General features: G+C 64.7%; 13 protein-coding genes. 12 read left to right on the top strand and 1 reads right to left on the bottom strand.

What is annotated here, in order from left to right; translation table 11 throughout:
• The first annotated feature begins 10 nt into the window (after nucleotides 1-10).
• The 9 genes from soxZ (at nucleotide 11) to IVA74_RS34695 (ending at nucleotide 8,427) form a co-directional block, all read left to right on the top strand.
• Nucleotides 11-322, top strand: a complete 312-nt coding sequence (soxZ, locus tag IVA74_RS34735; protein WP_247351819.1) for a thiosulfate oxidation carrier complex protein SoxZ — start codon at nucleotides 11-13, stop codon at nucleotides 320-322.
• The gene (gene soxA / locus IVA74_RS34730; RefSeq protein ID WP_247351817.1) at nucleotides 322-1,185 is read left to right on the top strand and encodes a sulfur oxidation c-type cytochrome SoxA; all 864 of its coding nucleotides are present in this window, start codon (nucleotides 322-324) and stop codon (nucleotides 1,183-1,185) included. The genes soxZ and soxA overlap by 1 nt, the downstream gene beginning before the upstream one ends.
• Nucleotides 1,182-1,487 (top strand): hypothetical protein, encoded by a 306-nt coding sequence (locus tag IVA74_RS34725; protein ID WP_247351816.1) that lies wholly within the window; start codon nucleotides 1,182-1,184, stop codon nucleotides 1,485-1,487. Before soxA ends, IVA74_RS34725 begins: the two co-directional genes overlap by 4 nt.
• A gap of 55 nt (nucleotides 1,488-1,542) precedes the next feature.
• Complete coding sequence (gene soxB, locus IVA74_RS34720; protein WP_247351814.1) at nucleotides 1,543-3,294, top strand: thiosulfohydrolase SoxB; 1,752 nt, start codon at nucleotides 1,543-1,545, stop codon at nucleotides 3,292-3,294.
• On the top strand, nucleotides 3,291-3,749 hold the full coding sequence (locus IVA74_RS34715) for a hypothetical protein (RefSeq protein ID WP_247351812.1): 459 nt from the start codon (nucleotides 3,291-3,293) through the stop codon (nucleotides 3,747-3,749). Before soxB ends, IVA74_RS34715 begins: the two co-directional genes overlap by 4 nt.
• A gap of 264 nt (nucleotides 3,750-4,013) precedes the next feature.
• Nucleotides 4,014-5,051: an MBL fold metallo-hydrolase gene (locus tag IVA74_RS34710; RefSeq protein WP_247351811.1), complete on the top strand. Its 1,038-nt coding sequence runs from the start codon at nucleotides 4,014-4,016 to the stop codon at nucleotides 5,049-5,051.
• A gap of 90 nt (nucleotides 5,052-5,141) precedes the next feature.
• Entirely contained in the window at nucleotides 5,142-5,309 is a 168-nt protein-coding gene (locus IVA74_RS34705) for a hypothetical protein (protein WP_247351809.1), read from the top strand.
• A gap of 145 nt (nucleotides 5,310-5,454) precedes the next feature.
• Nucleotides 5,455-6,663, top strand: a complete 1,209-nt coding sequence (locus IVA74_RS34700; RefSeq protein WP_247351807.1) for an MFS transporter — start codon at nucleotides 5,455-5,457, stop codon at nucleotides 6,661-6,663.
• A gap of 48 nt (nucleotides 6,664-6,711) precedes the next feature.
• Nucleotides 6,712-8,427 carry an amidohydrolase family protein gene (locus IVA74_RS34695; RefSeq protein ID WP_247351805.1) on the top strand — a complete coding sequence of 572 codons (1,716 nt, stop codon included), beginning with the start codon at nucleotides 6,712-6,714 and terminating at the stop codon, nucleotides 8,425-8,427.
• Nucleotides 8,428-8,535: 108 nt separating this feature from the next.
• Here the strand turns inward: IVA74_RS34695 and IVA74_RS34690 are convergent, their stop codons facing one another.
• Nucleotides 8,536-9,861, bottom strand: coding sequence for an MFS transporter (locus IVA74_RS34690; RefSeq protein ID WP_247351803.1), 1,326 nt, complete (start codon nucleotides 9,859-9,861; stop codon nucleotides 8,536-8,538).
• Nucleotides 9,862-10,004: 143 nt separating this feature from the next.
• On the opposite strand from IVA74_RS34690, the gene IVA74_RS34685 reads away from it, so the two are divergent.
• From IVA74_RS34685 to IVA74_RS34675, 3 genes are read left to right on the top strand one after another with little or no spacing between them, the layout of a single operon-like run.
• On the top strand, nucleotides 10,005-10,658 hold the full coding sequence (locus IVA74_RS34685; RefSeq protein ID WP_247351801.1) for an ABC transporter ATP-binding protein: 654 nt from the start codon (nucleotides 10,005-10,007) through the stop codon (nucleotides 10,656-10,658).
• Nucleotides 10,655-13,117: an ABC transporter permease gene (locus IVA74_RS34680; RefSeq protein WP_247351799.1), complete on the top strand. Its 2,463-nt coding sequence runs from the start codon at nucleotides 10,655-10,657 to the stop codon at nucleotides 13,115-13,117. The genes IVA74_RS34685 and IVA74_RS34680 overlap by 4 nt, the downstream gene beginning before the upstream one ends.
• Nucleotides 13,107-14,189, top strand: a complete 1,083-nt coding sequence (locus IVA74_RS34675) for a lipocalin-like domain-containing protein (RefSeq protein WP_247351797.1) — start codon at nucleotides 13,107-13,109, stop codon at nucleotides 14,187-14,189. Before IVA74_RS34680 ends, IVA74_RS34675 begins: the two co-directional genes overlap by 11 nt.
• The last annotated feature ends 11 nt before the right edge of the window (nucleotides 14,190-14,200 follow it).

Below are 14,200 nucleotides of genomic sequence, written 5' to 3'. Positions count from 1 at the left end.
GAAGTTCGACATGGCATCCAGCATTCGCGTCCGCGCCACCGCCAACGGCGACATCACCGAGGTTCAGGCGCTGATCCAGCATCCCATGGATACCGGCTTCGTCAAGGATGCCAAGGGCGAGTTGATCCCCGCGCATTACATCCAGGAGCTGAAGTTCGAATGTAACGGCAAGGACGTCTTCGTCGCCGATTGGGGCACCGCCATTTCCAAGGACCCCTACGTCAAGTTCAGCTTCAAGGGCGCCAAGAAGGGCGACGATCTCAAGATCTCCTGGACCGACAACAAGGGTGGCTCGGACACCAACACCGCGAAGATCGCGTGATGAAGGCCCGCATCTCTCTCCTGCTTGGCTCGTTGAGTGCCGCGCTCGTCGCGTTCGCCCTCGCCTCTCCGCGTGTGGTCGCGGCCGACAAGGTCGATCCCATTGCCGATGCGAAAGCGTTCCAGAACTTCTTCTTCCAGAAGTTTCCGACCGTGAAGCACGAGGATTTCGTCAACGGTCCTTATTCCATGAACGAGGACATGAAGCGGCAGTGGCAGGAGAAGGAGGAATTCCCGCCTTACGAGTTCGCGCTCGACGCCGGCAAGGAAATGTTCGCGACCCCGTTCAAGAACGGCAAGACCTATGCCGATTGCTTCCCGAACGGCGGCATCGGCGTCCGCCAGAACTATCCTTACTTCGACGAGAAGGAAGGCAAGGTCGTCACGCTGGAGCTGGCGCTCAACCGCTGCCGCGAGGCCAATGGCGAGGCGCCCTATTCCTACGTCAAGGACGAGATGGCCTCGCTCACGGCGTACATGGCCTTCACCTCGCGCGGCAAGCCGATGGACATCAAGATTCCCGATGATCCCCGCGCGCTCGCGGCGTTCGAGAACGGCAAGCGGTATTTCTACACCCGACGTGGCCAGATGAATTTCTCCTGCGCGAGCTGCCATGTGCAGAGCCCGGGCGAGCGCATCCGCGCCGAGATCCTGGCGCCGGCGCTGGGCATCTTGAACGCGATGCCGATCTACCGCTCCGAATGGAGCGGCATGGGCACGACCACCCGCCGCTTCGTCACCTGCAACAGCCAGACCCGTGCGGTTCCGCTGGAGCCGCAGGCGGATGAATATCGCGACGTCGAGTATTTCCTGTCCTACGTCGCCAACGGCCTGCCGATATCGGGCCCGGGAGCGCGGCCATGAAGCGGTCACTTCCTCTCGCCATGCTGCTCGCCTTGGGCCTCGCGCCGGCGGCGCGCGCGGCAAATGAGGCGGATTACAAGACGGCCTATTTCGCCGCCGAAGCCGCATCGAAGGAGGCCGCCAGCTTGCGCCACCAATGGACCGTGACCGTCTCGGCGCTGGCCGCGGCCAAGAAGGCGGGCGATGGCGGCGATTTCGACCGCGCCGTGGCCGCAGCCAAGCAGGCCGAGGCGCTGGCGAAGGCGTCGATCTTCCAGGCCATTTCCGAAAAAGAAGCCTGGAAGGCGATGGAAATCCGCTAGACTGTTCGCTCGTGCAACAGCCTTGCGACCATTAGAGGGCGCGGAGAATTTCTGGATGGCGATCCGCCGCCGCGATTTCCTGAAGAATGCTGGCCTCGCCGCCGCATCGCTCAGCCTGCCGCGGCTTGCGCGCGGAGCCGAGGCCGCGAGCATTTACGACCTCGAACGGTTCGGCAATGCGCGCGTCCTTCACCTCACCGACACGCATGCGCAGCTCAATCCGGTCTATTTTCGCGAGCCCAGCGTCAATATCGGCATCGGCGAGATGGCGGGGCGGCCGCCGCATCTGGTCGGCCGCGCCTTCCTCGAACGTTTCGGCATCCGGCCCGACAGCGCGGATGCCTATGCCTTCAGCTGCTTCGAGTTCGAGAAGTCCGCAGGCCGCTTCGGCAAGCTCGGCGGCTTCGCCCATCTGAAGACGCTGATCGACCGCCTGCGCGGCGATGCCGGAGAAAAGCACTCCGTGCTCGTTGACGGCGGCGATCTCTGGCAAGGCACGGGGCTCACCAACATCATGCAGGGCCGCGACATGGTCGAGGTCGCAAACCTGCTCGGTATCGAGGCGATGACCGGGCATTGGGAATTCACCTATGGCGAGCAGGCGCTGCGCGACAATCTCAGGCGCTTCAAGGGCGAGTTCCTGGCGCAGAACGTTTTTCTCACCGAGGAAGCCGCATTCAACGACGCGCCCGCCTTCGACAAGGCGACGGGGCGCGTGTTCAAGCCCTCGGTGATCAAGGAGCTAGGGGGCCATCGCGTCGCGATCGTCGGCCAGGCCTTTCCATACGTGCCGATCGCGCATCCCAAACGGTTCACGCCGGACTGGACCTTCGGCATCCGCGAGGAAGAGCTCCAGAAGCATGTCGATGGCTTGCGCGGCACCGACAGGGTCGACGCAGTCATCCTGCTGTCGCACAACGGCATGGACGTCGATCTCAAGCTCGGAAGCCGCGTCACCGGCATCGACGTCATTCTCGGCGGCCACACCCATGATGCGATCCCGCAGCCGATCGCGGTGAAGAACGCGAGCGGCACCACGCTCGTCACCAACGCCGGCTCCAACGGAAAATTTTTGGCCGTGCTCGACCTCGCGCTCGACAAGGGCAAGGTCAGCGATGTCAAATATCATTTGCTGCCGGTCTATTCCGAGCTGTTGAAACCCGATCCCGGGATGGCCGAACTGATCGGCCGGTTGCGGGCGCCCTTCGTCACCGACTGGTCGGAGAAGATCGCAACGCCCGATCGCCTGCTGTATCGCCGCGACAATTTCGCCGGCCCGGTCGACGAGCTGATCTGCACCGCGCTGCGCAGCGAACTCGATGCCGAGGTCGCACTGTCGCCGGGCTTCCGCTGGGGCGTCACCGCGCTGTCCGGCCAGGCGCTGACCATGGAGGATTTGCTTGCGGAAACCGCGATCAGTTATCCCGAGACCTATGTGCAGGAGATGACCGGCACGCAGATCAAGGACGTGCTGGAAGACATCTGCGACAATCTCTTCAATGCCGATCCCTATTACCAGCAGGGCGGCGACATGGTGCGCGCCGGCGGGCTCAGCTACACCTGCACGCCGACGGCTGCGATCGGCAGCCGCATCTCCGAGCTGAAGCTCAATGGCGGCAAGGCGGTTTCCGCAAACCACCGCTACAAGGTGGCGGGCTGGGCCTCCGTCAACGGCCAGCAAGGCGCGCCGGTGTGGGAGGTCGTCGCCAAATATCTGCGCTCGGGCCGGATGTCACAGGAGCGGCTCGGCTCCGGCGTCACGCTGAAAGGCGTCGAGGGCAATCCAGGTATTGCAGGACAGGGATGATGCGATCGCAGATATTATCCGCGATGCTGCTGGCGCTGCTCGCCTTCGCTGCCACGCCGCTCGCTTACGCACAGCAGGTGCCACTCCAGGACAGGCCGTTCGCGGAGCACAAGGTCGTGTTGCAGCTCTCCGATGGCGATGCCAAGAAGCAGGCGCTGGTGCTGAGCGTCGCCAACAATTTGCTGAAGGCCTACGACCCCGACAAAATTGCGATCGAGGTGGTGGCGTTCGGTCCCGGCATCGATCTGCTGTTGTCAGGCAGCGAGCGCCGCAAGCAGGTCGAGAGCCTGATCGCGCAAGGCGTACGCTTCGACATCTGCCTCAACACCGTCGACACGATCGAGCGGGAGACGGGCAAGCGGCCGGAGTTCATTCCCGCGGCGACACCGGTGCAAGTCGGGGTCGGGCAGATCCTGTTTCTGGCGGAGAATGGGTACACATTGGTGCGGCCGTAATCTTTGGCGGGCGCGCGGGCCGGCATGGTTCGAGACGCGCCGTAAGGCGGCGCTCCTCACCATGAGGATCGAGGACTTCCCCGCGAAGACGCCCTCATCCTGAGGGCCCGCCAAAGGCGGGCGTCTCGAAGGATGGCCACAGCGAGGCCGCCGCGAACGGTACGTAAAATATTATTCCCTATTTCACTCCCGACACAGTGACTTGCTTCTCTTTTCAGCCCATGGCGTAGTAGAAACTGGAATCAGCTCACGCCGGGTCTTGCCATGATCTTCCGCCAGCTCTTCGACAGTGTTTCGGGTACCTACAGCTATCTTCTGGCGAGCCGCCCCGGCGGCGAGGCGCTGATCCTCGATCCCGTACTGGAGAAAGTCGACCGCTACTGCCAGCTGCTGCGCGAGCTCGACCTCAAGCTGGTCAAGGCGGTGGACACGCATCTGCACGCCGACCACGTCACGGGGCTCGGCGAGCTGCGCGACCGCACCCATTGCATGACCGTGATGGGCGACCAGACCAAGGCCGACGTGGTGGCGATGCGGGTTGCCGACGGCGACAAGGTGACGATCGAGGGCCTGTCGCTCGATGTGATGTACACGCCCGGCCACACCGACGATTCCTATTCCTATCTGATGGGCGACCGCGTCTTCACCGGCGACACGCTCCTGATCCGCGGCACCGGCCGCACCGATTTCCAGAACGGATCTTCGCGCGCACAATACGAGTCGATCTTCAATCGGCTGCTGAAGCTGCCGGACGAGACGATGGTGTTCCCGGCGCATGACTACAAGGGCGACACCGTCTCCACCATCGGCGAGGAGAAGCGCTACAATCCGCGGCTTCAGGTGCGCTCGGTCGATGACTATATCGAGCTGATGGCCAATCTGAAGCTGCCCAATCCGAAGATGATGGACGTCGCAGTGCCCGCCAACATGCATGTCGGCCTGCATCAGGAGGAGCTCGAGAAAGAGGGCCGCGCGCTCAGCGCCGTCGAGGCGATCCGCTCGCTCGGCCGGCCCGACATCCTGCTGGTCGATTTGCGCGAGACCAATGAGCGGATGAAGCACGGCATGCTCGAAGGCGCGCTGCATACGCCCTATCCATCCATTGAAGACAGCCTCAAACCCGGCGGCATGCTGCGCGAGGTCGCGGCCGCCACTGGGCGCCGCGTCGTGTTCTTCTGCGCCTTCGGCGAACGCTCGGCGATGGCTGTGGCCGCCGCCAAGGAGACCGGGCTCACCAACACCGCGCATATCGCCGGGGGGATCGATGCCTGGAAGAAGGCCGGCGGGCCGGTGGTGCACTGACGACGGCCTCGCCGCCATTCTTGAGATAGATCAGGAACCGCCCATATAGTCGGGCTAGGACGGATGCAGCATCACCATCCGGGAGTAGCCATGGCCAAGATCGGCAAGCCGAGCGAGCCGCCAAAGACGAAGACCAAGACGGCCGAGAACAAGGCAAAGCAGCCTCCGCCCCCGCGCGAGATCGACGACGATTACGAAGACGGCGATTTTGCTACACCGAAGCGTGATCGCCATGGGAATGACGATGAGCCGTTGTGAGGGGGTGATGTTCGCCCTACGACCGCTGAATGATCGAGATCGCAGCCAGTCACCTCTGCTACCTGCCATGCGCCTGCGTTCATGGACAAATAACCGCTGTCCCCGATAATTTGCGCGTCTCCAAATGACGTGAAACGGAACTGCAATGGTTGACGTTCTTGCCGCACCGCAGCAAGGCAAGGCGGACAGCGCGCTACGCACGCTGACCGGAATTTCGATCGCGCATTGGGTCAGCCATTTCCATCTGCTGGTCCTGCCGATGCTGTTCCCGTTCCTGAAAAGCAAGCTCGGCGTCGGCTATGTCGAGCTCGGCTTCGCGCTTACCGTGTCCGCCGTGGTATCGGGGCTGACGCAGGCGCCGACCGGCTATCTTGTCGACCATTTTGGCGCGCGAAAGATCCTGCTCGGCGGCCTCACCCTCGGCGGGATCGCGCTGATCCTGCTCGGCCTGCACCTGAGCTACACCTCGTTGATCGCCTGCGCCGTGCTGCTCGGGCTCGCCAACAGCGTCTACCATCCCGCCGATTACGCCATCCTCGCCGAGCACATGGACGAAGCGCGGATGGGCCGTGCGTTCTCGATCCACACTTTTGCCGGCTATTTTGGTGGCGCGGTCGCACCCGCAATCGTTGCTGCTCTCGTCACGGTGTCTGGCGGTGGCGGTGCGCTGATCGCATCGGGCGCGATCGGTGTTCTGGTCGCGCTGTTGCTGGTGGCCATGAACATTCCCGATGCCGGCGCGCACAAATCAAAGCCGGGCAACGAGAGCGCATCGAAGCAGGCCGTCATCACGCCGGCGCTGATCACGCTGACAGCGCTGTTCATGCTGCTCAGTCTGTCGGTGGCCGGCATCAACAATTTCGGCGTGGTGGCGCTGATGAGTGGCTATGGCGCGACCTATTCCGCAGCCAATGTCGCGCTCACCGCGTTCCTCGGTGCAAGCGCCGTCGGCGTGCTCGCGGGCGGCTTCCTCGCCGACCACACCGAGCGCCACGGCTATGTCGCCGCCGCCTGCTTCGCTGCGAATGCGCTGATCGTGCTGCTGATCGCGCTGGTGACGCTGCCCGGCTGGATCCTGACGGCCGCGATGATGATGGCAGGCTTCCTCTCCGGCGTGATCGCACCCTCGCGCGACATGCTGGTGCGCAATGCAGCACCTCCCGGCGCGGCAGGCCGCGCCTTCGGCATCGTCTCCACCGGCTTCAATCTCGGCGGCATCGTCAGTCCGCTGTTGTTCGGCTGGATCATGGACCAGAGCGCGCCGCATTGGGTGTTCGGGGCGTCCGTGATCTTCATGCTGGCGACGGTGGTGCTGTCGCCGTTCACGGAGCGGAAGCGGCAAGCCAAGGCGTAGCTACAACGCCAGGACGACAAGAAACAACAACAACCGGGAAGAAACACCATGAGCAACCCTGATCTCGTGATCCGCGGCGGCACGGTCGCGGATGGAAGCGGCGGCGAGCTGTTCGAGGCTGACGTCGCCATCACCGGCGGCAGAATCAGCGAGATCGGAAAGGTCGCTTCAAAGGGACGGGACGAGATCGACGCGCGCGGCAAGCTCGTCACGCCGGGCTTCGTTGACGTTCACACCCATTACGACGGCCAGGTCACCTGGAGCCAGGACATGACGCCGTCCTCGCAGAACGGCGTCACCACCGCGATCATGGGCAATTGCGGCGTCGGCTTTGCGCCGTGCAAGCCCGCCGACCACACCCGCCTGATCCAGCTCATGGAAGGCGTCGAGGACATTCCCGAGCCTGTCCTGAGCGCCGGCATCCCCTGGGCATGGGAGAGCTTTCCGGATTACATGGAATGGCTCTCAAAGCGCGATTTCGACATCGATGTCGGCGCGCAGCTGCCGCATGCGGCGCTGCGGGTCTATGTCATGGGCGAGCGCGGGGCGCGCCGCGATCCTTCAACGGCGGAAGACAACGCGGCGATGGCAAAGCTCGCGGGCGAGGCGGTGCGCTCGGGCGCGCTGGGCTTCTCGACCTCTCGCACCCTCAACCACCGCACCTCGACCGGCGATTTCACGCCGACGCTGAAGGCCGGCGAGGACGAGCTCACAGCGATTGCGGGCGCGATGCATCGTGAGGGACGCAGCGTTCTGCAATTCGTGCTCGATCTCTCCACCATCGACGAAGACTTGCCGATGATGCTGCGGGTGGCTGACGCCACGAAATGCCCGATCTCGTTCTCGATCACGCAGAACGACAAGGCGCCGCAGCGCTGGCGCCAGACGCTGGACGAGATCAATGCGGCAGCGAAGCGTGGCCTCTCGATCACCGCGCAGATCGCCGCGCGGCCCGTCGGCCTCCTGCTCGGGCTCGAGCTGTCGCGAAACCCGTTCCAGACCCATCCGAGCTACAAGGCGATCGCGCATCTGCCGCTGAAGGAGCGGCTGGCGCGGTTGCATCAAAGCGCGGTGCGGGAGGCAATTTTGAGCGAGACGGCGACTGCGACCGACGATCCGCTGTTCTTCCGTCCCAACTACGACAAGATGTTCTTGCTCGGCGATCCCCCCGATTACGAGCAGCCGCCGGAGAACGCGCTGGGCCCGCAGGCGCGCAAGCAGGGCCGGCAGCCGGAGGAGCTCGCCTATGAGGCGATGCTGTCGGACGACGGCCGCGGCATGCTTTACGTGCCGTTCCTCAACTATGCCGACGGCAATCTGGATGCGACGCGCGAGATGCTGATCGATCCGCAATCGGTGCCCGGCCTCTCCGATGGCGGTGCGCATTGCGGCATCATCTGCGACGCGAGCTTTCCGACCTATCTGCTGACGCACTGGACACGTGACCGCAAGCGCGGCGAGAAGCTGACGATCCCGTTCGTGGTCGCCGCGCAATCGCGCAAGACCGCGCTCTCGGTCGGCCTCACCGATCGCGGGCTGATCGCTCCCGGCTATAAAGCCGACGTCAATGTGATCGACTATGACCGGCTGCATTTGCATCCGCCGAAGGTGCATTACGATCTGCCGGTCGGCGGACGGCGGCTGTTGCAGGATGTCGATGGTTATGAGGCGACGATCGTGTCGGGCATGGTGACGCGACGGCAGGGCGAGGCCACGGGAAGACGGCCGGGGAAGTTGATTCGGGGTGCGCAGGGGATGCAGTAGCGCTAAGGCGCGGAGGCGCTGCCTCTATCTCCGGTGTCGTCCCGGCCTAATGGGCAATTGCGCACGAGGCCGGGACGACAGTGTTGGTTGGAACGAGCAGCGCGCTCCTTACGTCGCCGACACCGCGCTCTTCAGCGGCGCAGCTTGCGGGGCTTCACTACCGGTCAGCCTGGCCCTTTCCGTGTTCGGCCAGAGCAGAAGCAGCCCGAGCAGACCGGAGCCGACCATGACCGCCGCGTTGATGGTGAAGCCGGTCATGTAGCCGTCGAGCATGCTGCCGGAGCGCTGGATCACGGCGCCCATGACGTTGGGCGCGATGATGCCGGAGAGAGTGTAGAGCGCGCCGTAGATCGCGAGGATCGCGCCGCGCTGCGACGTCGGCGTGAACTCGCCGAGCATCGGCGGGCAAACGACATAGATTGCGCCGCACAGGCCCGAGCCGACGACGAGTAGCGCGATCTGCAATCCAGCGCCCTGCACATGCGGCATCGTCGCCAGGATCAGACCGCCGATGATCAGCGGCACCGAGCCGAGCACGCCGCGCGAAATGCGCGTGGTATAGCCGCGCGCATTCATCACCTGCGAGATCCAGCCCGTGAGAATAACGATTGTGGCGCCGAACACCCAAGGCAGGATCGAGACGAAGCCGGCCTGGCTCTGCGTGAACCCAAGACCCTTGACGATGAATGGCGTGAACCAGGTGAGGCCGAGCGACAGCGCCCAATAGGCGCCGAAGGTCGCGATCACGCAGCCGAGAAAGGTGCGTGAGGTTAGAAGGCGCAAGTAGGGGATTTTCGGTTGGGTCGCTGCCAGAGCCTGCGTATCCTCCAGCGGGCCTTCCTGGCCGAACGCGAGCCAGGCACAAACCCACATCAGGCCAACGACGCCGAGCGCGCCGAAAGCATAGTGCCAGGAATGGTTGACGATGATCCAGTTCAGCGCCGGCACCGCGAGGATCACACCGAAGGCCGAACCTTGCGACAGGATCGCGGTCGGCAGCGTCCGCTTCTCGTCGGGGAACCATTTGTAGATCGCGTGCGCGGCGACCGAGAAGGCGGGGCCTTCGCCGGCGCCCAGCACGATGCGGCAGATCAAGAACGTGGTGAACGAGACGGTGCCGACCATCGGAAACTGCGCCAGCGCCCAGACCACCGCCAGCGCGAGCAACACCCAGCGTGTCGGCACCTTGTTGACGATGAAGCCGACTACGATGGCGGAAATCGAGAACAGGAAGAAGAACGAGGAGCCGAGCAGACCAAACTGCTCCGGTTGGAGATTCAGGTCTGCCATGATCGGCACGCCGGCGAGGCCGACGACGATCTTGTCGGCGAAGTTTACCAGCATGAACAGAAACAGCAGAAAGGTAACCGTCCAGGCTCCCTTTGGCGTCCCCATCGTCTTGCCCGCCACCGCTGCCGTTCCCTGAGCGCTCATGATTCCCCCCGTCGTCTTTTTGGCACTTTTTTGATTTGACCGTCCTGGAAGCTAACAACGGCTTCGAGACCAACGCAACCCGGCATTTCCGGAGCAAGTGTGCTACGCAGCAATTCCGCTAATTCCGTCCGGCGCCATTCATCGTGCTGAGCATTCGAAACCTCTCCAAGACGTTCTCTTCGGCCGGCGAGCCGGTCCATGTGCTGCGCGGCGTCGATCTCGACCTCGAGGCCGGCGAGCGGGTCGCGCTGACCGGCGAATCCGGCAGCGGCAAGAGCACGCTGCTGCACCTGATCGCGGGGCTCGATGCCGCCGATGGCGGCACGATCCGGCTGGAAGGCACCGAGGTCACCAAGCTGTCTGATGCGGGGCGTGCAGGCCTGCGGCGCGATCGGATCGGCCTGGTGTTTCAGCAATTCAATCTGATCCCATCGCTCTCGGTCGCGGACAATCTCGCCTTCCAGGCGCGGATCGCCGGCCGGCATGATGCAGCCTGGTCCAGGGAGTTGATCGAGCGGCTCGGGCTCGACAGCCTGCTCAAGCGTTATCCAGAACAATTATCAGGCGGACAGCAGCAACGGGTCGCGATCGGCCGGGCGCTGGCGACAAAGCCCTCGCTGCTGCTGGCGGACGAGCCGACCGGCAATCTCGACGAGGCCACCGCCGAGGATGTGCTGGTCCTGACGCGCGATCTCGTCACGCGCACCGGCTGTGGCTTCCTGATGGTGACGCACAGCCTGCATCTGGCTGCCACACTCGATCGCCAGCTCGTCCTGCATGCAGGCCGGATCGCATGAGGCGCGCGCTCTGGATCCTCGCCGTGCTGCTCAGCCATTGGCGGCGCCACAAGATGCAGTTCGCGACGCTCCTGATCGGGCTGATTTCGGCAACGGCGCTGTGGAGCGGCGTACAGGCGATCAACCAGCAGGCACGCAACGCCTATGACCGCGCCGCGGCGACCTTCGGCGGCGCGCGCACCGCGATGCTGGTCGCACCTGATGCCGCGACCTTTTCGCAGGAGCTGTTCGTCAAGCTCCGCCGCGCCGGCTGGCCGGTTTCGCCGATGCTGGAGGGACGGGTCCAGGTCAACGGACGCTCGGTGCGATTGCTCGGGATCGAGCCAGTGACGCTGCCGGCGGATGTCGGCAACGCGCCGCGCCTCGGTGCTTCGGATCTCGGCAGCTTCATCGCGCCGCCGGGCCAGACGCTGGTGGCGCGGGAGACACTGAGCGATGTGCAGGAGCAGGAAGGCGCGGCACCACCGATGAGCAACGGCGCAAAACTGCCGCCGCTGCGCGTGCTGCCGCAGCTCGTGCCCGACGTGCTGGTGGTCGATATCGGCGTGGCGCAGCGGCTGCTGAACAAGCCGGACCAGATCTCGCGGCTTCTGATCGGCAAACCGAAGGGCAAGCCCGCGCCATTGGCGAGCGTCGTCGGCGACCAGTTGCAGCGGGTCGAGCCGAATGCGGAGACCGAGCTGGAGCGCCTCACCGACAGCTTTCATCTCAACCTCACCGCGTTCGGCCTGCTGTCGTTCTTTGTCGGTCTCTTCATCGTCAATTCGGCCGTCGGTCTCGCCTTCGAACAGCGGCTGCCGATGCTGCGCACGCTGCGGGCCTGCGGCGCCTCGGCGCGACTGGTCAACATTGTGCTGGTGGTCGAGCTGGTGGCACTGGCGCTGGTCGCCGGCCTGATCGGGCTGGTGTGCGGCTATTTCATTGCCGCCGCGCTGTTGCCCGACGTCGCGGCGTCGCTGCGCGGGCTCTATGGCGCGCAAATCCCGGGACAGCTCACGCTGCGCTCCGAATGGTGGCTCGCGGGTATCGGCATCAGCATTGCCGGCGCGCTGGTCGCGGCCGCGACCAGCCTGATCAAGGCGGTCAGGATGCCGGTGCTGGCGACCGCGCAGCCGCGCGCCTGGCAACAGAGGCAGCGCCGCTGGCTGATCCTGCAGAGCGGGGCTGCATGCGCCGTGTTCGCGGTCGCGCTGCTGCTGCTCCAGTACGGACAGTCGCTGATCGCGGGCTTTGGCGTGCTGGCAGCACTGATGCTCGGCGCGGCCCTGATCCTGCCGGCCTTCCTCGAACTCATCCTGCTCGTCGGTCAGCGTTGTGCACGAAAACCGCTCGCGCTGTGGTTCTGGGCGGACAGCCGGCAACAGCTCTCCGGGTTGTCGCTGGCGCTGATGGCGCTGCTGCTCGCGCTCGCCGTCAATGTCGGCGTCTCCACCATGGTGGAAACGTTCAGCCGCACTTTCGTCGGATGGCTCAACGGGCGGCTCGCAGCCGACGTCTACATCAGCGCCTCCGACAATGCGAAAGCCGTCGCGATCCGCAACTGGCTGAAGGAGCGCCGCGATGTCCAGGCGATCCTGTCGGGCGGGCGTGCCGAGACGCAAGTGCAGGGCCAGCCGGTGGAGCTGTTCGGCCTGCCCGACCACGCGCTCTATCGCGAGCGCTGGCCGTTGTTGGAGGCCGCGCCACGCGCCTGGACCCAGCTCGTGCCCGGCAATGCCGCCTTCATCAGCGAGCAGCTGAGCCGCCGCCTCAACGTCCGCGTCGGCGATGTCTTGGAGGTGCCAGCGCCGGGCGGGACCTGGGAGCTCGACATCGTCGGCATCTATGCCGACTACGGCAACCCCAAGGGCCAGCTGGCGGTGAATGTCGCGGCGCTGATCCGGCAATTTCCGCAGACGCCGCAGACGCGGATCGGCCTCATTGTCGCCAGGGAGAATATCCCCGGCCTGATCGCAGCGCTGCAGAAGCAATTTGCGCTCGACGACCGCAGCGTCGCCGACCAGGCGACGGTGAAAGCGGAATCGATCCGCATCTTCAACCGCACCTTTGCGGTCACTTCCGCCTTGAATGCGTTCACGCTCGGCGTCGCCGGGATCGCGCTTCTGACCAGCTTGCTCACACTGGCGAACTCGCGCCTGCCGCAACTCGCGCCGCTCTGGGCGATCGGCATCACGCGGCCTCGCCTCGCCGCGATCGAATTGACCAAGACGTTGTCGACCGCGCTGTTCACGTCGCTCTTGGCTGTGCCGCTCGGACTGTTGGTGGCGTGGTGCCTGATCGCGATCGTCAACGTAAAAGCGTTCGGCTGGCGGCTGCCGTTCCACGTGTTTCCGCTGCAATTGGTCGAGCTGGTCGCGGTCGCGCTGCTCGCCGCGTTGCTTGCCGCCCTGCTGCCGATGATCCGACTGGCACGGATGCAGCCGGCGAACCTCGTCAAGGTGTTTGCCAATGAACGCTGACAGGATTTCGCGGCGCACTTTCGCCGGCGGCATCGCCGCGCTCGCGGCTGTTCGCCGCGCCAGCGCGCAAGGTTATGCCGGGCTCGGCGGGACGGCCGACGGCTTTGCGAAGGTAACGCCCGGGAAAACGTTCGCCTTTCCGAACGATCACGGGCCGCACCCGGAGTTTCGTATCGAGTGGTGGTATCTCACGGCGAATCTCGTCGATGCCGGCGGCGCGGCTTGCGGCCTGCAATGGACGCTGTTCCGCCAGGCAGCGCAGCCGGGACCGCAAGGCGAGGGCTGGGCCAATCAGCAAATCTGGATGGCGCATGCCGCGGTGACGCGCGCCGACACCCACCGCTTCAGCGAACTGTTTTCGCGCGGCGGTGTGGGCCAAGCCGGCGTCACGGCAAAGCCGTTTGCGGCCTGGATCGACGATTGGGCGATGAACGGATCCGAGCGCATCGGCGACCGAACCCTGGCGCCGCTGACGCTGAAGGCCTCGGGTGCCGATTTCAGTTACGCGCTGACGTTAGAGGCCGATCGTCCCTTGATATTGCAGGGCGATGGCGGCTACAGCCGCAAGTCGGAGCGCGGGCAGGCCTCCTACTATTACAGCCAGCCGTTCTATCGCGCCCGCGGCAGGCTCACCATCGACGAAAAGACGCTCGATGTTTCCGGCCAGGCCTGGATGGACCGCGAATGGAGCAGTCAGCCGCTCGACACCGACCAGACCGGCTGGGACTGGCTGTCGCTGCATCTCGCGTCGGGCGACAAGCTGATGCTGTACCGGCTGCGCCAAAAGGGCGGCAAGGATTATCCGTTCGGCAACTGGATCAGCGCCGCCGGCGACACGCAAATGATCGCGGGCAACGACATCCAGATGAGTCCGAGGGCGACCGCCGAGGTCGCGGGACGCAAGCTGCCGGTGGAATGGCAGATCGCGATCCCCTCGCGATCGTTCTCGATCCTCTGCAAGCCGCTCAATCCAAAAGCCTGGATGGGGACCGGCTTCTCCTATTGGGAAGGGCCGATCAGCTTTGCCGGCACGCATGACGGCGTTGGCTATCTCGAGCTGACCGGGTATTGAACCGGGACCTC

The organism is Bradyrhizobium sp. 132, from assembly GCF_023074185.1.
Lineage (GTDB): Bacteria > Pseudomonadota > Alphaproteobacteria > Rhizobiales > Xanthobacteraceae > Bradyrhizobium.
Note: the sequence above shows the minus strand (reverse complement) of the source record. Positions and strands in the feature narration are given on the sequence as shown.